The following is an 18,653-nucleotide window of genomic DNA, read 5'->3' on the forward strand; positions in this document are numbered from 1 at the left end:
TTCTGCGGTGCAGAACACCACCCCGTCAGCGCCGTCCCCGGACGTCACGGAAACCGATCGGGCATAGCATTTGTCCTGCCATGACGACGACGATGACGACACGACGACGGGGGAGCACCGCGGTGGCCGTGCTCGTCGCAGGGACCTTCTTCATGGAGCTCCTCGACGGCACCATCCTGGCCACGGCCGCTCCCGCGATGGGTCGGGACCTCGGCGTCGACTCGGCGGCCATCGGCGTGGCGATCACGGCGTACCTGGTCACCCTCGCCGTGTTCATCCCCGTCAGCGGATGGTTGACCGACCGGATCGGTTCGCGGACGGTGTTCGCCGGCGCGATCGTCCTGTTCACCGTGGCGTCGGGGCTGTGCGCCCTGTCCACCGGGCTCGTCGACCTGACGATCTGGCGCATCGTGCAGGGGCTCGGCGGCGCGCTGATGGTCCCCGTCGGGCGGCTCGTCGTCCTGCGGAGCGCCGGACGCGAGCAGCTCGTCACGGCCATCGCGATCCTGACCTGGCCGGCCCTCGCCGCGCCGATCATCGCGCCGTTCGTGGGCGGCGTGCTCGTCGACACCCTGACGTGGCACTGGATCTTCCTCATCAACATCCCGCTCGGGGTCATCGCGTTCGTCGCCGCGCTCGTCCTCGTGCCGCAGGAGCGGGCGTCCGAGCGGGTGCCGTTCGACTGGTTCGGGTCGCTGCTCGCCTGCTTCGGCCTCGGGTCGCTCGTGGTCATGGCGTCCCTGCTCGCCCTGGACCGCGTGCCCGTCCTGGCGGTCGTGCTCTCCGGCGTCGTCGGGGCGGCCGGCTGCTGGCTGGCGATCTGGCACTTCCGTCGGGCGCCGCACCCGATCATGGGGCTCGACTCGTTCCGGCTCGAGACCTTCCGGGTGTCGCACGCCGGCGGCAGCCTGTTCCGCCTGGCCGTCTCCGCCGTGCCGTTCGTCCTGCCGCTGCTGTTCCAGGACGCGTGGGGGTGGAGCGCCGTGCTCGCCGGGTCCGCCGTGCTGTGGGTCTTCGTCGGCAACCTCGGCATCAAGCCCATGACGACGCCGTTCCTCCGCTGGTTCGGGTACCGGCCGGTGATCATCGTGTCGAGCGCGGTCGCGGCGCTGAGCGTCGTCGCGATGGCGTTCATGACCGAGGACACCCCGTTCTGGCTCCTCGCCGTGCTCCTCGTCGTCAGCGGTGCGGCGCGGTCGGTGGGTTTCACGGCCTACAACACCATCGCGTTCGCCGACGTCGAGCAGGCGGACATGACCCCGGCGAACACGCTCTCGTCGACCCTGCAGCAGACCGCCGCCGGGTTCGGTGTCGCGGTCGGCGCCGTGGTCATCCGGGCCGCGTCGGGCCTCGGTGGATCCGGTCCGTACGACGCCGCGTTCTGGGTCATCGCCGCCCTGCTCGTCGTCGCCTGCGTCGAGGGCGTCCTGATGAGCCGTACAGCCGGCGAGACCATCCGCCCCGCCCGTCGCGTCCGGGCCTGAGCGCGCATCGTCCGTTTTCCCCGCGGTCACACGCACGAAACCGAGGCCGCGCTACAGTCTCAGCAACAGTCCGCGAACGCCGAGTACGGTTGCCGCGGCAGGGCGACCGGAAACGCCCGGAACAGGAAGGCAGCATGGCCGCGCCAGAGCAGCAGGGGACGATCACAGCCGAGACGGCCGTGGAACCGACCGGGTTGCGCGTCGTCAGCTACAACCTCCGCGAGCACACCGCGAACGGCGAGCTCGCCTCCCTGGCTGAAGCGTCCCAGGCCGACGTCATCTGCGTGCAGGAGTGCGACAGCAACGACCTCGCCCCCTCGATCGCCGGCCTCTCCCTCGCCGCGTCGACCAAGGCGAACCGGCTCGGCCTCGCGATCTACAAGCGCGACGACCGGTTCGAGGTCGAGGACTTCAGCATCCACTCCCTGCAGAAGTCGCTGCACGACCGGGTCCTCGCGCCCGCGCACGAGCGCCTGATCGCGATGCACCTGCGCGACAAGGAGGTCGACGCCGAGGTCATCGTCGCGTCCTTCCACGCCTCACCCCTCACCGCCACGAACTCGCTGCGCCGCAAGCAGATCGAGGCCGCGCACCAGTTCGTCCGCGAGCTCTCGAACGACGCCCCGGCGATCATGGTCGGCGACTTCAACTACCCCTGGTTCCAGACGAACCTGCGCCGGAAGATCGAGCAGCACGGGTTCGCGCTGTCGCTCTCCGACCAGCCGACGTACCTGCGCTACCGCAAGTTCACGGGGCACTTCGACTTCGCCACGAGCGTGGGGCTGCACATCGCCGGCGTCGAGACCCTGCCGGCGGGCATCTCCGACCACCGGCCGATCCTGGTGCGTGCGCACTACGAGCACCCGGGCGCGACGGGCACCGTCGCCACGGTGGAGTCCCCGGCCGCCTGACGCGCCCACCGAGGTCGCGCAACACGCCGCACGTGGGTCGCCGAGGTCGCACGAACTGCCGCGCGCTCGATGCAGGGACGGCAGGACGTGCGACCTCGGCCCGCGCGGTGACGGACGCACGCACAGGAGGCGCGGTGCCGGTCTCGTGGACCGGCACCGCGCCTCCAGGCTGTCGCGGTCGCAGGACATGCCGCCAGCGTGACGCCGAGGTCGCACGACGTGCCGCTGCGCGGTGCGGACGGCGGCACTTCGTGCGACCTCGGCCCCGCCCGGCGCGCGCGGGCGCGCGGGCGCGCGGGGCGCCCCGCGCGTCAGCGACGCAGGGTCGCCCGCGCCAGCCGGTTGCCGATGAACTGGCCGAGCTGCACGATGATGACGATCGCCGCCACCGACACGTACACGATCCACCAGTCGTACCGCTGCGACCCGTACGTGATCGCGTACTCGCCGAGCCCACCGCCACCGATCAACGCCCCCTGCGCCGTCATGTCGACGATGCCGATGTAGATGAACGTGTAGCCGAGGATGAGCGGTCCGAGGCCCTCGGGGATGAGGACCGTGAGCAGGATCGACAGCGGGTGCGCTCCCGATGCCCGTGCCGCCTCGACGACGCCGGGGTCCACCGACAGCAGGTTCTGCTCGACGATCCGGGACACCGCGAACGACGCCGCGAGCGAGATCGCGAAGGTCACCGCGGGGACGCCGATCGTGGTCTGCACGACCACGCGGGAGAGCGGGGCGATCGCCGCCAGGAAGATCACGAACGGGATCGGCCGGACGAGGTTCACGACCACGTTGATGATCGTGTAGGCGGCCCGGTTGCCGAGCAGGTTACCCGGGCGGGTGGCGTACAGCGCGAGGCCGAGCGCCAGGCCGATGATGCCGGCGATGACGAGCGACACCAGGGACATCACGATCGTGTCGCGGATGGACGCGACGAAGACGTCGAACGTGTCGATCACGCTCTGGAACGAGTTGTTCACGCTGCGCCCTCCTCGTCGGTGGTGATGCGCGCGGCACGGAGGGCCGCGACGGCCGCGTCGATCTCGGACGGACGGGCCGCGGTCAGCTCGTAGGTGAGCGACCCGATCCGGCGTTCCCGGATCTCGCCGACCCCGCCGTAGACGAGCTCGGCGGTCACCCCGGCGGAGCGGAAGACCTGGTCGATGCGGTTCTGCAGCCCGGCCTCGTCGGTGATCTGGACCGTGACGAGGCGACCGGGGTGCCGTTCGCGCAGCCGCGCGACGGTCTCCGCCGAGGGCCGGTCGTGCAGAGCGGTCCGGACGAAGCGCTGGGCCGCGCCGGTCTGCGGGTTCGCGAACACGTCGTAGACGTCCCCGACCTCGACGACGCGCCCCTGCTCCATGACGGCGACGCGGTCGGCGATCTGTCGGACGGCGTCCATCTCGTGCGTGATGACGATGATCGTGACGCCGAGCTCCTTGTTCACCCGGCGGAGGAGCCCGAGGACCTCGGACGTGGTCTCGGGGTCGAGCGCGCTGGTCGCCTCGTCGGCGAGGAGCAGGTCGGGCGACGCCGCGAGCGCCCGGGCGATCCCGACGCGCTGCTTCTGCCCACCGGAGAGCTGTTCGGGGTAGGCGTACGCGCGGTCGAGGAGCCCGACGAAGTCGAGCAGCTCGGCGACCCGGCGGTCCCGTTCCTCCTTCGGCACGCCCGCGACCTTGAGCGGGTACGCGACGTTGCCGGCGATGGTGCGGGACCGGAAGAGGTTGAACTGCTGGAAGATCATCCCGATGTTGCGCCGTGCCGTCCGGCGGTCCCGCTCGGGCAGCGCCGTGAGCTCGTTGCCGGCGACCGTCACCGACCCGGACGAGGGCAGCTCGAGTGCGTTGACGAGCCGGACGAGCGTGGACTTGCCTGCACCGGAGTACCCGATGACGCCGAGGACCTCGCCCTGGTGCACGTCCAGGGAGACGTCCTCGACGGCCACCACGGTCTCGCCGGTGTCGGCGCGGCGGTAGTGCTTCGAGACGCCGCGGAGTTCGACGAGGACCGGCACTACTGCTTGGCCGCCTTCGCGTCCTGCTCGACCTTCGCGAGTTCCTCTTGCAAGGAGGACGCGCTCTCGTCGCGGCTGACCGCCTCGGGCAGGTCCTTCTTGAAGACCTTCTGCACGGACTCGTCCTGGAAGAGCTTCGCGAGGTCGAGGTAGGTCGTGTTGTCCTTGTCGGCGTTGCGCACGGCGAAGACGTTGACGTACGGTGCCGCGCTCGCGCTCGAGGGGTCGTCCTGGTAGATCGCGTCGGAGATCGGCAGGCCGGCGGCGGTGGCGTAGTTGTTGTTCACCACGGCGGCCGCGACCGAGCCCTGCTGCAGGGCGTTCGCCGTCTGCGAGGCGTTCAGCGGCTGGACGTCGACCTTCGACGACTCGATGTCGGTGGTCGTCGAGAAGGCCGACCCGCCGTCCTTGAGCGTGACGAGCTTCGCCGCCTGCAGGATGAGCAGCGCGCGGGCTTGGTTGATCGAGTCGTCCGGGATCGCGACCTTGGCGCCCTCGGGCAGGTCGGCGACGTCGTCGTACTTCGTCGCGTAGAGCGGCAGCGGGTAGACGGCCGTCGAGCCGATCGGCTGCAGGTCGTCGTTCGAGGTGACGTTGTAGTCGGCCAGGTACTGGATGTGCTGGAACTGGTTGAGGTCCAGCTGCTTGTCCTTGAGCGCCGGGTTCGGCAGCGAGTAGTCCGAGAAGTTCGTCAGCTTGACCGTCACGTTGAGCTTCGACTTCGCGAGCTTCGTGTAGGTGCTCCAGTACGAGAGCGACTTGTCCGCGACGCCGATCGTGACGGTCTTCGGCGAACCACCGGCGGCAGCGCCGTCGTCGGACCCGCCGGAGCGGACGGCGCCGACGATGAGGGCGACGACGATCGCGACGACGACCACCGCGGCGGCGATGATCCAGCCGATCGGGCGCTTGCCCTTCGGCTTCTCGGGCAGAGCGGGTGCAGCGGACATGACGGAGCTCCTCGTGGGCAGTGCTGTGGGGGTCCGCGGTGGTCCGCGGCGTGCAGTCGAGTGTGACGGGCAGCCAGGCACGGTGCGAGTTCCGTTCCGCCGTGTTACATCCCTGTCACACGGTTCATTGGTTCACTCGGTACGTGCGCAGTCTCGAACTCGTCCTCGATCCGTCGTCGGACACCGCCGTGCGCGCCGCGTGGGACGCGCTGGTCCGTGCGGACCTGCCGAGCCTCGGACGGTCGGACACCAACAGCCCCCACGTCACGCTGGCCGCGGGCGACGACCTCCGGATCCCGAGCGGGTTCGACGTGCCGGTGCCGTCGCGGCTGCGGCTCGGTGGCGTCCTGCTGTTCCCCGCGGGACCCGGGCGCTCGGTGCTCGCCCGGGCGGTGGTCGTCGACCCAGCGCTCGCCGCGTTCCACGAGGCGGTGCACCGGGCGTCCCCGGGAGGCGTCGAGACCACGTCGCCGGGGGCGTGGTCGCCGCACCTGACGTTCGCGCGACGGGTCCGGGACGAGGACCTCGGTGCGGCTGTCGCGGCGCTCCGCGGGACCCCGCTCCCCGATCTCGTGGTCGGTGGCGTGCGGTTCTGGGACGGAGAGTCCAGGACCGTCACGTCGATCGGGTGAAGCGGGCACGGCTCACGTCCGCGTCGTGACGATGGCCCAGGAGGCGCGGCTCACGTCCCCAGGACCCGCTCGCCGAACGACGACGCGAACGTCCGCTCCGGGTCGGCCGCCGCGACCAGGTCGCGGAAGTCGGCCAGCCGCGGGTACAGCCCGGCGATGGCGGCCGCGTCGAGGGAGCTCATCTTGCCCCAGTGCGGTCGTCCGTCGAACGGTGCGAGGAGCGCCTCGAGGTCCGGGAGCAACGCGGCCACCTCGACCGGGTGCTTCTGCCACGTGAACGCGATGCAGAGCACGTCCTCGCCCTGCGTCGGGCTCAACCAGAACGGGTCCGCCGCCATCGTGCGGAGCTCGCAGACGTGCAGGTGCGGCTGGATGCGGGCGGCCATGGTCCGGACGGCGTCGAGCGCCGCACCCGCGTGCCGGAGGGGGACGAAGTGCTCGCTCTGCACCTCGGAGCCGTGGCTCGGCACGGAGTCGATCGGGAAGTGCGGCAGCCGGTCCCACCACGGCCCGACCGAGCCGTCCCGGGCGGTGTGGTGTCCGTCGCCGGGCGAGCCGGGCAGCCGGGGCGCGCCGAACAGCTCGTCCGGGACGGCCACGTCGTCGTCGCCGTCCGGCACGCGCGACTTCAGCAGGACCTCGCTCACCGTGTCGCCGAACACCGTGTACGAGCAGACGGACGTCGCGGCGGCGTGGACCTCGGCGACGTGGGCGGTGAAGGTGTCCCACGGGATCGGCCCGTAGGTGTCCTGGCGCATCCGGTAGCTCGGCTGGACGTCGAGCGTGACCCGGGTGAGGACGCCGAGCAGGCCGAGGTGGAGCACGGCGCCGTCGAACGCCGGGTCATCGCGGTCGATCGTCCGTGCGGACCCGTCGGGCCCGAGCACCTCGAACGACCGGACCGCGGTGCTCAGCGACCCGAGTGCGGTGCCGGAACCGTGTGTCCCGGTCGCGATGGCGCCGGCGATCGAGATGTGGGGGAGCGACCCCGTGTTGTGCAGCGCGAACCCGGCGCGGTCGATCTCGGGCGCGACGACGCCGTAGCGGGTACCGGCGCCCATCGTGACCGTCCGCCGCACGGCGTCGACTGCGAGGTCGGTCGGGATCCCGGTGAGGTCGAGCAGCACGCCGGGGGCGTCCGGGGCGTCGTTGAACGAGTGCCGGGTGCCGAGACCGTGCACCCGGGTCGACCGGGCGACGATCTCGGCGGCCTCGTCGATCGACGACGGGCGGAGGACCCGTTCGGCCGTGTAGGTGACCGTGCCGGACCAGTTCAGCTCGCTCGTCGTCGACCGCATGACGCCCACGATGCCACGCGCACCCCGGCGCGTGCGGTTCCGGTCAGTGCATCGACGGTGCGGGGGCACCGTCCGGGGTCGCCGGGCGACGCACGAGGGAGCACATCACGATCCCGAACAGCGAGATCACCGCGCCGACGAGGAACGCCGTCCGCACGCCGGAGGCCGTGGCCTCGGCGAGGCCCGCGGCGCCGCTGCCGGCCGCCGCACCCGAGGCACCGATGGTGAGGAGCGTGACGAACAGCGCCGTGCCGGCGGCTCCGGCCAGCTGCTGCGCCGTACCGAGGACCGCGCTGCCGTGCGAGTAGAGCTTCGGGGGCAGCCCGCCGAGCGCCGCGGTGAACAGCGGCGTGAAGGTGAGGGCGAGCCCGATGCTCAGGACGACGTGGGCGCCGAGGACGAACCACACGCTGGTGTCGACGCCGACGGTCGAGAGCGCCCAGAGGACGGCGCTGACGATGATCGAGCCCGGGATGAGCAGGACCCGCGGACCACGGCGGTCGTAGACGCGACCGACGATCGGGGACAGCAGCCCCATGATGAGGCCGCCGGGCAGCAGGAGCAGGCCGACGTTCAGGACGTCGAGTCCGAGGACCCGCTCGAGGTAGATCGGCAGCAGGATCAGCGTGCCGAACATCGCCATGAAACTCAGGCCCATCGCGACGATCGGGACGGTGAAGCCCTTCGTCTGGAAGGTGCGGAGGTCGAGCAGGGCGCGGTCCGCACGCTGCAGCCGGGTCTGTCGGAACACGAACAGGGCGAGGGCGAGGGCGCCGACGACGAGGGAGACGATCGGCACGAGCGGCCCGGTGGTGCCGGCCTCGCCGATGCTCGAGAGGCCGTAGACGATGCCGCCGAACGCGAAGGCGGACAGCACGACCGAGAGCACGTCGAGCGGGGCCTTGCGGGGCGTCGACACGGTGCGGACCTTGACCATGCCGAGGATCAGCGCGGCGATGGCGATGGGCAGCACGAAGCCGAAGAGCCAGCGCCACGAGAACGCGTTGAGGATGAGGCCGGAGATGGTCGGACCGATCGCCGGGGCGACGGAGATGACGATCGAGATGTTGCCCATCACACGGCCGCGGTGCGCCGGTTCGATGAGCGTGAGGACCGTCGTCATGAGCAGCGGCATCATGATCGCGGTCCCGCTGGCCTGCACGATGCGCCCGAGCAGCAGCATCGAGAACCCGGGCGCGAGCAGCGCGATCAGGGTGCCGGCCGAGAACAGGCTCATCGCCCAGACGAACACCGGCCGGGTGTTGAAGCGCTGCAGCAGGAACCCGGTGATCGGGATGACGACCGCCATGGTGAGCAGGAAGCCCGTGGTGAGCCACTGGCCGGTCGCGGCGCTGATGTCGAGGTCGTCCATGAGCCGCGGGAGCGCGACACCCATGATCGTCTCGTTGAGGATCACGACGAACGCCGAGACGAGCAGCAGCCCGATCACGAGTCGGGTCTCGCCGGCGGAGGGCTGCGCGACGCTCCCGGTGCGGGGTGCGGAATCGACGGCCTGGGTCATGCGGGGCTCCTGGTGGATCACGACTGGTGGAACGAGGGGGCGCCATGGGCGCAGACAGGGCAACCGCCTGAGTGGATTCGATTATTCCGCTTCGGTCCGACATCCGTCGACGTCGGGCGGCGACCGGGTCAGTGCAGGATCGCGAAGCCGTCGACGTCGCCGTGCGGCACCACCGCGCGGCAGGTCACGTCGGTGACCTCGGCGGACGGCGGGCCGGTCCGGATGAACGTCATCAGGGCGTCGACCGCGGGGGCCGGACCCTCGGCCTCGACCTCCACCGTGCCGTCGAACAGGTTCCGGGCGTACCCGGCGAGTTCGAGCCCGTCGGCCTTCCGTGCGGTCCAGTACCGGAAACCGACCCCCTGGACCGTCCCCGACACGACGGCGTGCATCCTCGTCACCGTAGTCATGCGGCTCAATGTAGGCGCGCGGTCCGACCAGGAGTTTTCGACGCTGTTTCCGTCTCGTGAAACCCGGTGATAGTGTCATCCCAACCCGAACACTTCGAGTCATCATGACACTTACTCCTGAGCTCCCCATCCGCGTCGCGGTCTCCACCGTGATCGTGGCGCTGCGCCCGCACCCGGACACCGGGGCGCCGGCGCTGTGGATGCCACTCGTGCGTCGGGTGGCCGAGCCGTACGAGGGCGCGTGGGCGCTCCCCGGCGGTTGGGTGCGGCCGGACGAGGGGCTCGAGGACTCCGCCGCGGCCCGCCTCCGCGAGACCACGAACGTGCAGCCGCGCTACCTCGAGCAGCTCTACGCCTTCGGTGACGTCGACCGCTCGCCGAGCCGCGTCGTGTCGATCGTGTACTGGGCCCTGGTCCACCCGGACGAGGCGAGCTCGGTCCCCGACGACTGGAACGTGCGGTGGTTCCTCGCCGACGAACACCCGCCGCTCGCCTTCGACCACGACCGGATCGTCGCGTACGCGCTCTGGCGGCTCCGCAACAAGATGTCGTACTCCCGGATCGCCCAGGCGTTCCTGGGGGACCGGTTCACCCTCGCCGAACTCCGCGGGGTGTACGAGGCGGTGCTCGGGCGTGCGCTCGACCCCGCGAACTTCCGTCGCCAGGTCGAGAAGACCGACGCGATCCTGCCGACGGACGAGACCACGAGCGGGGACCGGCACCGTCCGGCCCGGCTGTACCGCTCGAACCCCGACCTGGCCTACGCGGACAACGGTCCGCTGCAGCAGGGCAAGAAGCCGTAGAACCGAAGGAACACCCGTGTCCATCGCCACCACCATCGAACTGATCTCCAACGGTCAGGCCGCCGGCAGCACCTGCACGCCCGACCTGGCGATGCCGACGTGGGACTTCGACTCCCGGCCCGGCTACGGCCCCGGCTCGTCGATGTCGGACGTCATCCCGACATCGGCACCCCGGCAGGGCGTCATCCCGGACGAGTACCGGAACGCCCCGGACGACGAGCTGCACGAACGCATCGAGCGGGCGAAGGCCACCCTCGGCGACCGCGTCGTGGTCCTCGGGCACTTCTACCAGCGCGACGAGGTCGTGCGGCACGCGGACTTCCTCGGCGACTCGTTCCAGCTCGCGAACGCCGCGCTGACGAAGCCCGACGCCGAGGCCATCGTGTTCTGCGGCGTGCACTTCATGGCCGAGACCGCGGACATCCTCGCCCGCGACGACCAGCGCGTGATCCTGCCGAACCTCGCCGCGGGCTGCTCGATGGCCGACATGGCCGACATCGACAGCGTCGAGGCGGCGTGGGCCGAGCTCGAGCAGGTCTACGGCACCGAGCCCGACGCCGACGGCCGCGTGCCGGTCATCCCCGTCACGTACATGAACTCCGCCGCCGACCTCAAGGCGTTCTGCGGGCGGCACGGCGGCATCGTGTGCACGTCGTCGAACGCCGCGACCGTCCTCGAGTGGGCGTTCGAGCGGGGGCAGCGCGTGCTCTTCTTCCCCGATCAGCACCTCGGCCGGAACACCGCCAAGGCGATGGGCATCAGCACCGACCTCATGCCGATGTGGAACCCGCGGAAGCCCCTCGGCGGCAACGACGAGCAGACCCTGCAGGACGCCAGGGTCGTCCTCTGGCACGGCTTCTGCTCGGTGCACCGCCGCTTCACCGTCGACCAGATCGACCAGGCCCGTCGTGAGCACCCCGGTGTGCAGGTCATCGTGCACCCCGAGTGCCCGATGGCCGTCGTCGACGCCGCCGACCACGCCGGCAGCACCGACCTCATCCGGAAGACCGTCGCGGCCGCCACCGAACCGACCACGTTCGCGATCGGCACCGAGATCAACATGGTGAACCGGCTCGCCGCCGAGTACCCGCAGCACACGATCTTCTGCCTCGACCCGGTGGTGTGCCCCTGCTCGACGATGTACCGGATCCACCCCGGCTACCTCGCCTGGGTCCTCGAGGCGCTCGTGCGCGGCGAGGTCCTCAACGAGATCGTCGTGCCGGCGGACGTCCAGGCCGACGCCAAGGTCGCACTCGAGCGCATGCTCGCCGCCCGACCCACGGTCTGACCGTGCACGTCGTCATCGTCGGCTCCGGCATCGCCGGACTCACCGCAGCGATCCGCGCGAGTGCCCGTCACGACGTCACCCTGGTGACGAAGGGCGCGCTCGCCGACGGCGCGACGGCGTACGCGCAGGGAGGCGTCGCCGTCGCGCTCGGCGCCGACGACTCCGCGTCGCTCCACCAGGCGGACACCCACGTGGCGGCAGCGGGCAGCGCCGACGCCCGCGCCGTCGAGGTGCTCTGCACCGACGGCCCTGCGCGGGTGCGGGATCTGCTGTCGCTCGGCGTCCCCTTCGACCGCACCACCGACCCGACGAGCCTCGACCGGTACGGCGACGACCTGGCCCGCGGGCGCGAGGCAGCGCACGGCCGGTGGCGCGTCGTCCACGCGGACGGCGACGCGACCGGGGCCGCCATCGAGCGCACCCTCATCGCCGCCCTGCACCGCCGGCACGTCACCATCCTCGAACGGACCTGCCTCGTCGACCTCGTGGTCCGGGACGGCTCGGTCGTCGGGGTCGACGTCCTCGACCTCCTCGGCGAGCCCCGGCGGATCGACGCGGACGCCGTCGTGCTCGCGTCCGGTGGCGCCGGGCACCTGTTCCGCGAGACCACCAACCCGCTCGTCGCGACGGGCGACGGGCAGGCAGCCGCCTGGCGTGCCGGTGCCGTGCTGGCCGACCTGGAGTTCGTGCAGTTCCACCCGACCCGCCTCGCGGTCCCCGGCGGCGGGCTCGTCTCCGAGGCGGTCCGCGGCGAGGGAGCGGTGCTCCGTGACGCACGAGGGCACCGCTTCATGGTGGACGTCCACCCCGACGCCGAGCTCGCCCCCCGCGACGTCGTCGCCCGGGGCATCGCGGCCGCCGTCCGGGAGCAGGACGGAGAGCCCGTGCTCCTCGACGCGACCGGCCTCGACCCCGCCTTCCTCGTCCGGCGCTTCCCCGGGCTCAACCGCGCCACCCGGTCCGCCGGCTTCGACTGGACCCGCGAGGGCGTCCCCGTCTCCCCGGCCGCGCACTACTCGATGGGCGGGGTCGCCACCGACGCCGAGGGACGGACGAGCCTGCCCGGCCTCCTCGCGATCGGCGAGGTCGCCTGCACGGGCGTCCACGGCGCCAACCGGCTCGCGTCGAACTCGCTGCTCGAAGGACTCGTCTTCGCGGTCCGCGCAGCGGACGCGCTCGACGTGCCGCGACCCGGCAGACTCCGCCTGCGCGGCGACGCGGGTCTCCCCGTCACCAGCGTGCCGAGTGCGACCGACGTGATCCGCGCCTCCCGTCCCCTGCTGCCAGGAGGCGCGGCTCGACCCACCGACGCCGCCGACGTCCGCCAGGCGGTCCAGTCCGTCATGACGGACCGGGTCGGGCTCCTCCGCGACGCGAGCGGTCTCGCGAGCGCACGACGCGACCTGGCAGCCCTCGTCGCGCCCGAGCCGACCGGCGTCCGTGACCTCGAGGACCGGGCACTGCTCGACCTCGCCCGGGTCACGGTGCTCGCCGCCGAGGCCCGGACCGAGTCCCGTGGGGCCCACGCCCGCACCGACCACCCCGACACCGATCCAGCAGCCCCCGCGTCGACCGCGTGGGTCGCCCAGCACACCGCCGTCCCGCAGGAGGTACCCGCATGACCGTCGACCCCGGAACGATCCCCCCGCACGCCCTCCGACGCGTCATCGACACCGCGCTCGAGGAGGACGCCCCCTGGGGCGACGTCACGAGCGAGACGCTCATCCCCGCAGACGCCACGGCGACCGCGACCCTGGCGGCGCGCGAGCCCGGCGTCCTCAGCGGGGGCGACGTGTTCGTCGCCGTGATGCACGCGGTCGACCCGACGATCGACGCGGTCCTGCACGTGCCGGACGGCAGCCGGTTCACCGCGGGCGACGTCCTCGCAACAGTGAGCGGTCCCGCCCGGTCGGTCCTCCGTGCCGAGCGGGTCGCACTGAACCTCGCCCAGCGGATGTCCGGCATCGCCACGGCGACCGCGACCTACGTGGCGGCCGTCGCCGGCACCCGTGCCCGGATCGTCGACACCCGCAAGACCACGCCCGGTCTGCGGGCACTGGAGCGGTACGCCGTGCGGTGCGGCGGCGGGCACAACCACCGGACCTCGCTGTCCGACGCCGTGCTCGCGAAGGACAACCACCTCGCCGTGCTCCTCGCCGGCGGTATCGGCATCGGGGACGCGATCGCCGCGGCCCGCGAGCGGCTCGGGCACACCGTCCACCTCGAGGTCGAGGTGGACCGCATCGACCAGATCGAGCCCGTCGTGGCGGCCGGCGTCGACACGATCATGCTCGACAACTTCACCACCGACCAGCTCGAGGCCGGCATCCAGGTCGTCGCCGGGCGAGCCCTCGTCGAGGCCTCCGGCGGGGTGTCCCTCGACACCGTCGCCGCGATCGCCGCCACCGGTGTCGACGTGATCTCCGTCGGGGCGCTCACCCACTCGGCGCGGGCACTCGACCTCGGGCTCGACGTCGACGTGGCCGTCGGCGTCTGACGTGTTCTACCTGGACCGCGCGGCCACGACGCCCGTGCGCCGCGAGGTGCTCGAGGCGATGTGGCCGTACCTCACCGGGACCTTCGGCAACCCGTCCTCCGCGCACGGGGTCGGCGACGCCGCAGCCCGGGGCCTCGCCGACGCCCGCGCCACCGTCGCCGCGGTGCTCGGGTGCCGCCCGGCCGAGGTCGTGTTCACCACCGGCGGGACCGAGGGTGCGAACACCGCCGTGAAGGGCATCGCCCTGGCGTCCCCGCGCGGTCGCCACGTCGTCACCAGCGCGATCGAACACGAGGCGGTGCTCGAGAGCTGCCGGTACCTCGAACGGTTCCACGGGTTCGACGTCACGGTCCTGCCGGTCGACCGCGACGGGGTCGTCGACCCGGACGTCCTCGCGGCAGCGCTCCGACCCGACACCACCCTCGTCTCGGTCGCGCACGCCGACAACGAGATCGGGACGGTGCAGGACGTGCCGGCGCTCGCCGCGGTCGCGCACGCCGTCGGGGCCCGGTTCCACACGGACGCCGTCCAGTCGGCGCCGTGGCTCCCGGTCGGGCTCGACGTGCTCGGCGTCGACGCGGTGTCGGTGTCCGGGCACAAGCTCGGCGCACCGAAGGGCACCGGCGTGCTCGCCGTCCGGTCCGGCGTGGCGCTCGAACCGCTGCTGCACGGTGGGGGACAGGAGCGGGGGAGACGCTCCGGCACCGAGGACGTCGCGGGTGCCGTCGGCGTCGCCACGGCCGTCGCGCTCGTCGCCGCGGGCCGGGACGACGCGGCCCGGACCGCGACCGCCACCCGGGACGCCGTGCTCGACGGGGTGCTCCGGTCGGTGCCCGGGGCGTTCGTCACCGGGTCGCGGACGTCGCGGCTGCCCGGCCACGCGTCGTTCTGCTTCCCCGGGGTGAACGGCGAGACGGTCCTGCTCGAGCTCGAGGAGCGCGACGTCGTGTCGTCGTCCGGGAGCGCCTGCGCGGCCGGCAGCACCGAGGCCTCGCACGTGCTCACGGCGCTCGGCCTGTCCGACGAGGTCGCCCGGACGGCGCTGCGCCTGACGTTCGACGCCGGCCTGACCGCGGCGGACGTCCCGGTGGTCGTCGATGCCGTCGCCGCAGCCGTCGCGACCGTCCGCGCGCTCGCCTGACACCCGACAAGGGTGTACTAGACGTTCTACTCCATGAGTGGGGTCGTGTCCCCCCTTTTGCGGACCGGCGAAGTGCGCCAGAGTGTTCACATGGCAAACGCGATGACGACTCGGGTCCGGCAGGAGGACCACTTCCGGGCGGTCCAGCTCCTCCCCGCACCCGCGACCGTCCTCGCGCTCGTCCTGGCCGCGCAGCACGACCTCGGCACCGCCCCGCTCGGGCTCATCGCCGTCGTCGGAGCACTGGCGACCATCGGGAGTGCCCTGCTCCCCATGGTCCGACCCGCCGCGGCCCGACGGTCGATGCCCGCACCGACCGAGACGGACCGGTACCGAGAGGACACCGAACACCCTTGAGGACCAGCACCGTCGAGTCCGACCCCTGCGGACTCGCCGGTGCGACGAGCCGGACCAGGTTCCCTGACCTGCGTCCGGCGCGGGGCACGACACCCCCTGATTCGTCGTGCTCCGCAGCACCTGTGACCCGTCGTGGGCGCGGGCGTCGCTTCCCCTGTGCGATGCCCGAACCCCCTGTGCCCACGGCGGGTCCCGGTGCGCTGCTCCGCGCCCACGAGCCCGGGCGCTCGCACTAGCGTGGGACCGTGCCCTCCTACCGTGTGACCCTCGCCGTCGGAGCGCTCGCACCCGGCACCACCCCGGACGCCGTGCTCCCCGAGGCCGCCCGGCTCGTCGCCGAGCTCGTGGTGGTCGAGGCGCGGGACGTCCGGCTGCTGCGCGGGGTCCCGTGCGCAGTGGTCCGTTTCGAGTCGCCGTCGGACGACGTGGCCGATGCCGTCGCCGAGCACGCGGCCACCGGGCTGCGAGCGACGGCCGAGGTGCGGTCCGTCGTCGTCACCCGCCGTGACGGCGGTCGCTGGACCCCGATCGCCTGAGGCGACGAGGAGGACGCGTCGTCAGCGCGGCACCGGCGCGACCGTCCCCGGCCAGACGTAGTCGAGGTCGTCCGGCACGTCGGGGAACAGCGGCCGGTAGTGCTCCGGCGCCTTCTGCACGAGCTTCGACCGATGCGAGCGGTGCACGGCGGGGTCCGCGTTCCACGGCGGCACCGGGTAGTCGGTCCGCTCGTACGCGTCGAGGTCCTCGGGGACGAGCGCGAGGTCGGCGAGCGTCTTCTCCAGACAGGTGTCGGCGTACCCGCGCTCGGTCCACGCGCGGCACGTGGCCTGCTGGTACGCCATCAGCGCCGGACGGTACCCACGCCACATCGCCACGACGGGGTGGTGCTGCCAGCCGTAGTCCGGCAGCGTCAGTGCCCGCATCACCTGCAGCGTCTCGACCCGTTGCTTGCCGAGCCGCCGGTCGTCGAGCACCTCGGCCGAGGCGCGGAAGTCCGGGTACGGCAAGAACGTCTGCATGGCGCGGACGGTACGCGGCGGCGCTGGAACCCGACACATGCCGTCACACGCCGACCGCCGGGAGTCCAGGCGTGTGAGCATCGAGCACATGAGCGGAGAACTCGTCGTCGGCGTCAGTGGCAGCCCCTCGGACCCCTCGCGGACGTCCACCCTGGTGGCTGCGACGGTGGCGCGCCTCGGGCAGGAGATCGACGACGCGCGCACCGAGACCGTCGAGATCGGGCCGCTGCTCGCCGACCTCGGCGCGGCACCGTCCCGCGAGGCGATGTCGGACCGCACGCGACGCGCGCTCGAGACGGTCGAGGCGGCGGACGTCCTCGTCGTCGGCAGCCCGGCGTTCCGTGCCGCGTACTCCGGTGCGTTCAAGCTCTTCTTCGACTGGATCGGGCAGTACGACCTCGTCGACACCCCGGTGCTGCTCACCGCGACCGGCGGGAGCGATCGGCACGCCCTGCTCGTCGAGCACCAGATGCGCCCGCTGTTCGGCTTCTTCCAGTCGACGACGCTGCCGCTCGGCGTCTTCGGCAACGAGCGGGACTTCGCCAAGCGCGAGGGCGGCTACGACATCGCGAACGTCGACCTCGAGCTCCGCATCGACCAGGCCGTGCAGCGGGCGCTCCCGATCATCCGCGGGGGCTTCGCCACCGCTGCCACCACCGAGGTCCGGCGCCCCGCCGACTTCTGACCCGGAGCCCGCCGTGCGGCGGCGCAGCGCACGCGTCAGGGCGCGGGGACCGCGATCGTCTCGCCCGATGCCGCCGAGCGACGCGCTGCGTCGAGGACGTCCACCACGTGCACGGCGTCATCCGCGGGCACCGGTACCGGCCCGAGTCCCCGGACCGCACGCGCGAACCGCTCGTAGTAGTCGGTGTACGAGCTCTGCGACGACGGGACCTCGACCGATCCCGCCGCCGTCGTGAGCGTCCCGCCGGCCGGCTCGACGCCCCACCCGGCACGGTCGTCGGCCGGTGCGTGCCCCGCGACCGCGGCCTGCGCCTGCACGTCGGTGCTCGAGGCCTCGTACGTCCCGTCGACCCCGTCCACGCGCAGGCGACGAGTGCCCAGCCAGCCCGCCTTGTTCGACGTCAGGACGGACTCCACGCCGGAGCCGTGCGTCGCCGCCAGGGTGAACCCGGCATCGATGTCGCCGTCCTGGTCGCGTCCGAGCGCGCGGGCGTCCCGGACGTCGAGCGTGCACGACACCCGCACGATCGATCCGAACAGCGACACCGCCTGGTCGACCAGGTGCGACCCGATGTCCGAGAGCACGCCGCCCCCGACGCCGGTCGCGATGCCCTCGCGTTCGACCAGGTCGAACCGCGACCAGAACCGCAGCGGCGTGCCGACCCGTCCGTCCTCGAGGACCCCGCGCAGCGTCACGAGGTCGGTGTCCCACCGGCGGTTGTGGAAGGGCGCGATGACGACCCCGGCCTGCGCGGCGGCGTCGCGGAGCTCGCGTGCGGTCGACGGATCGGGTGCGAACGGCTTGTCCGCGACCACGGCGACGCCGGCCGCGACCGCTTCGAGCACGAGGTCGCGCCGGGTCGACGGGGGAGTGGTGATCACGACGGCGTCGACCCCGGCCGCCAGCAGGTCGCCGAGCGAGTCGTGCACGGGGACGCCGGGCAGGTCGGACGCGAGCTGTTCCCGCTTGTCGGACGAGCGTGCCACGACGCCCACCAGGTCGGTCCCCTCGGCGTCCGTCAGGAACGGCCGGTGGAAGGCCCGCCCGCCGATGCCGTAGCCGACGAGCCCGATGCGCACTTTGTCCATACATAAGAACATAGCGCGCGATCCGCACGGACGGAACGTTCCAGCGCGTGAGACGGGAGGCGCGGTGCGGGCCCGACCCGCACCTCCTGGAACTGACTCAGCCGAGCAGGGACGCGACGTGCGCGACCGCCAGGCGGTAGCCGTCCGCACCGGCGCCGGCGATGACGGCCGTCGCTGCCGTCGCGACGTGGTCGACGTGCCGGAACGGCTCGCGCTTCCACGTGTTCGAGAGGTGCACCTCGACGACCGGCACCGACAGTGCCTCGACCGCGTCGTGCAGTGCGACCGAGGTGTGGGCGTAGGCGGCGGGGTTGATCACGACGCCCACGAAGTCGTCGAGTGCCTCGTGCAGCCACTCGACGAGCTCGCCCTCGCGGTTCGTCTGCCGGAAGTCCGCCTCGAGCTCGTGCACCGCGGCCTCGGTGTGCACGATCGCCTCGATCTCAGCGAGCGTCACCGTGCCGTACTGGTCCGGGTCGCGCCGTCCGAGGACGTCGAGGTTCGGGCCGTTGAGGACGAGGATGCGCGGCTGCTCGGTCATGCCAGGA

Annotated in this window: 20 protein-coding genes; 11 read left to right on the forward strand and 9 right to left on the reverse strand. The window is 72.1% G+C overall.

Annotation, left to right across the window (positions count from 1 at the left end; genetic code table 11):
• The first annotated feature begins 80 nt into the window (after nt 1-80).
• Together BM028_RS09790 and BM028_RS09795 are read left to right on the forward strand one after the other, a co-directional pair.
• Nucleotides 81-1,484, forward strand: coding sequence for an MFS transporter (locus BM028_RS09790; protein ID WP_217647245.1), 1,404 nt, complete (start codon nt 81-83; stop codon nt 1,482-1,484).
• Between the two features lie 134 nt (nt 1,485-1,618).
• Nucleotides 1,619-2,395 carry an endonuclease/exonuclease/phosphatase family protein gene (locus BM028_RS09795; RefSeq protein ID WP_083403156.1) on the forward strand — a complete coding sequence of 259 codons (777 nt, stop codon included), beginning with the start codon at nt 1,619-1,621 and terminating at the stop codon, nt 2,393-2,395.
• A 311-nt stretch (nt 2,396-2,706) separates the two neighbouring features.
• Here BM028_RS09795 and BM028_RS09800 read toward each other — a convergent pair whose 3' ends face one another.
• From BM028_RS09800 to BM028_RS09810, 3 genes are read right to left on the reverse strand one after another with little or no spacing between them, the layout of a single operon-like run.
• Nucleotides 2,707-3,378 carry a methionine ABC transporter permease gene (locus BM028_RS09800; protein WP_217642545.1) on the reverse strand — a complete coding sequence of 224 codons (672 nt, stop codon included), beginning with the start codon at nt 3,376-3,378 and terminating at the stop codon, nt 2,707-2,709.
• Complete coding sequence (locus BM028_RS09805) at nt 3,375-4,415, reverse strand: methionine ABC transporter ATP-binding protein (RefSeq protein WP_071294557.1); 1,041 nt, start codon at nt 4,413-4,415, stop codon at nt 3,375-3,377. Before BM028_RS09805 ends, BM028_RS09800 begins: the two co-directional genes overlap by 4 nt.
• Nucleotides 4,415-5,365: a MetQ/NlpA family ABC transporter substrate-binding protein gene (locus tag BM028_RS09810; protein ID WP_071294556.1), complete on the reverse strand. Its 951-nt coding sequence runs from the start codon at nt 5,363-5,365 to the stop codon at nt 4,415-4,417. The genes BM028_RS09805 and BM028_RS09810 overlap by 1 nt, the downstream gene beginning before the upstream one ends.
• Nucleotides 5,366-5,508: 143 nt before the next feature.
• Here BM028_RS09810 and BM028_RS09815 point away from each other — a divergent pair, with 143 nt between their 5' ends.
• The gene (locus BM028_RS09815) at nt 5,509-5,997 is read left to right on the forward strand and encodes a 2'-5' RNA ligase family protein (protein ID WP_092386255.1); all 489 of its coding nucleotides are present in this window, start codon (nt 5,509-5,511) and stop codon (nt 5,995-5,997) included.
• A 50-nt stretch (nt 5,998-6,047) separates the two neighbouring features.
• Here the strand turns inward: BM028_RS09815 and BM028_RS09820 are convergent, their stop codons facing one another.
• From BM028_RS09820 to BM028_RS09830, 3 genes are all read right to left on the reverse strand, one after another.
• Nucleotides 6,048-7,295: a D-arabinono-1,4-lactone oxidase gene (locus BM028_RS09820; RefSeq protein WP_092386257.1), complete on the reverse strand. Its 1,248-nt coding sequence runs from the start codon at nt 7,293-7,295 to the stop codon at nt 6,048-6,050.
• 43 nt (nt 7,296-7,338) lie between these two features.
• Nucleotides 7,339-8,817, reverse strand: coding sequence for an MDR family MFS transporter (locus BM028_RS09825; protein ID WP_092386259.1), 1,479 nt, complete (start codon nt 8,815-8,817; stop codon nt 7,339-7,341).
• A 128-nt stretch (nt 8,818-8,945) separates the two neighbouring features.
• Nucleotides 8,946-9,209, reverse strand: a complete 264-nt coding sequence (locus tag BM028_RS09830; RefSeq protein ID WP_083403155.1) for an acylphosphatase — start codon at nt 9,207-9,209, stop codon at nt 8,946-8,948.
• Nucleotides 9,210-9,331: 122 nt separating this feature from the next.
• On the opposite strand from BM028_RS09830, the gene BM028_RS09835 reads away from it, so the two are divergent.
• The 7 genes from BM028_RS09835 (at nt 9,332) to BM028_RS09865 (ending at nt 15,849) form a co-directional block, all read left to right on the forward strand.
• The gene (locus BM028_RS09835; RefSeq protein WP_070418308.1) at nt 9,332-10,030 is read left to right on the forward strand and encodes an NUDIX hydrolase; all 699 of its coding nucleotides are present in this window, start codon (nt 9,332-9,334) and stop codon (nt 10,028-10,030) included.
• A 16-nt stretch (nt 10,031-10,046) separates the two neighbouring features.
• Entirely contained in the window at nt 10,047-11,318 is a 1,272-nt protein-coding gene (nadA, locus tag BM028_RS09840) for a quinolinate synthase NadA (protein WP_071294552.1), read from the forward strand.
• Between the two features lie 2 nt (nt 11,319-11,320).
• Nucleotides 11,321-12,940, forward strand: coding sequence for an L-aspartate oxidase (nadB, locus tag BM028_RS09845; RefSeq protein WP_092386261.1), 1,620 nt, complete (start codon nt 11,321-11,323; stop codon nt 12,938-12,940).
• Nucleotides 12,937-13,815, forward strand: a complete 879-nt coding sequence (nadC, locus tag BM028_RS09850) for a carboxylating nicotinate-nucleotide diphosphorylase (RefSeq protein WP_092386263.1) — start codon at nt 12,937-12,939, stop codon at nt 13,813-13,815. The genes nadB and nadC overlap by 4 nt, the downstream gene beginning before the upstream one ends.
• A gap of 1 nt (nt 13,816) precedes the next feature.
• Complete coding sequence (locus BM028_RS09855) at nt 13,817-14,956, forward strand: cysteine desulfurase family protein (RefSeq protein WP_092386265.1); 1,140 nt, start codon at nt 13,817-13,819, stop codon at nt 14,954-14,956.
• Nucleotides 14,957-15,046: 90 nt separating this feature from the next.
• Complete coding sequence (locus BM028_RS09860) at nt 15,047-15,313, forward strand: hypothetical protein (protein ID WP_070418313.1); 267 nt, start codon at nt 15,047-15,049, stop codon at nt 15,311-15,313.
• Nucleotides 15,314-15,558: 245 nt separating this feature from the next.
• Nucleotides 15,559-15,849 carry a hypothetical protein gene (locus BM028_RS09865; protein WP_092386267.1) on the forward strand — a complete coding sequence of 97 codons (291 nt, stop codon included), beginning with the start codon at nt 15,559-15,561 and terminating at the stop codon, nt 15,847-15,849.
• 21 nt (nt 15,850-15,870) lie between these two features.
• On the opposite strand, the gene BM028_RS09870 is transcribed toward BM028_RS09865, so the two are convergent.
• A complete protein-coding gene (locus BM028_RS09870; protein WP_092386269.1) occupies nt 15,871-16,332 on the reverse strand; it encodes an MSMEG_6728 family protein in 462 nt (153 codons plus the stop codon).
• Between the two features lie 88 nt (nt 16,333-16,420).
• On the opposite strand from BM028_RS09870, the gene BM028_RS09875 reads away from it, so the two are divergent.
• Nucleotides 16,421-17,017, forward strand: a complete 597-nt coding sequence (locus BM028_RS09875; RefSeq protein ID WP_092386639.1) for an NAD(P)H-dependent oxidoreductase — start codon at nt 16,421-16,423, stop codon at nt 17,015-17,017.
• Between the two features lie 35 nt (nt 17,018-17,052).
• Here the strand turns inward: BM028_RS09875 and BM028_RS09880 are convergent, their stop codons facing one another.
• Nucleotides 17,053-18,105 (reverse strand): Gfo/Idh/MocA family oxidoreductase, encoded by a 1,053-nt coding sequence (locus BM028_RS09880; protein ID WP_092386271.1) that lies wholly within the window; start codon nt 18,103-18,105, stop codon nt 17,053-17,055.
• A 97-nt stretch (nt 18,106-18,202) separates the two neighbouring features.
• On the reverse strand, nt 18,203-18,646 hold the full coding sequence (gene aroQ / locus BM028_RS09885) for a type II 3-dehydroquinate dehydratase (RefSeq protein ID WP_092386273.1): 444 nt from the start codon (nt 18,644-18,646) through the stop codon (nt 18,203-18,205).
• Between the last annotated feature and the right edge of the window lie 7 nt (nt 18,647-18,653).

It is taken from the genome of Curtobacterium sp. YR515 (genome assembly GCF_900113095.1).
Classification (GTDB): domain Bacteria; phylum Actinomycetota; class Actinomycetes; order Actinomycetales; family Microbacteriaceae; genus Curtobacterium.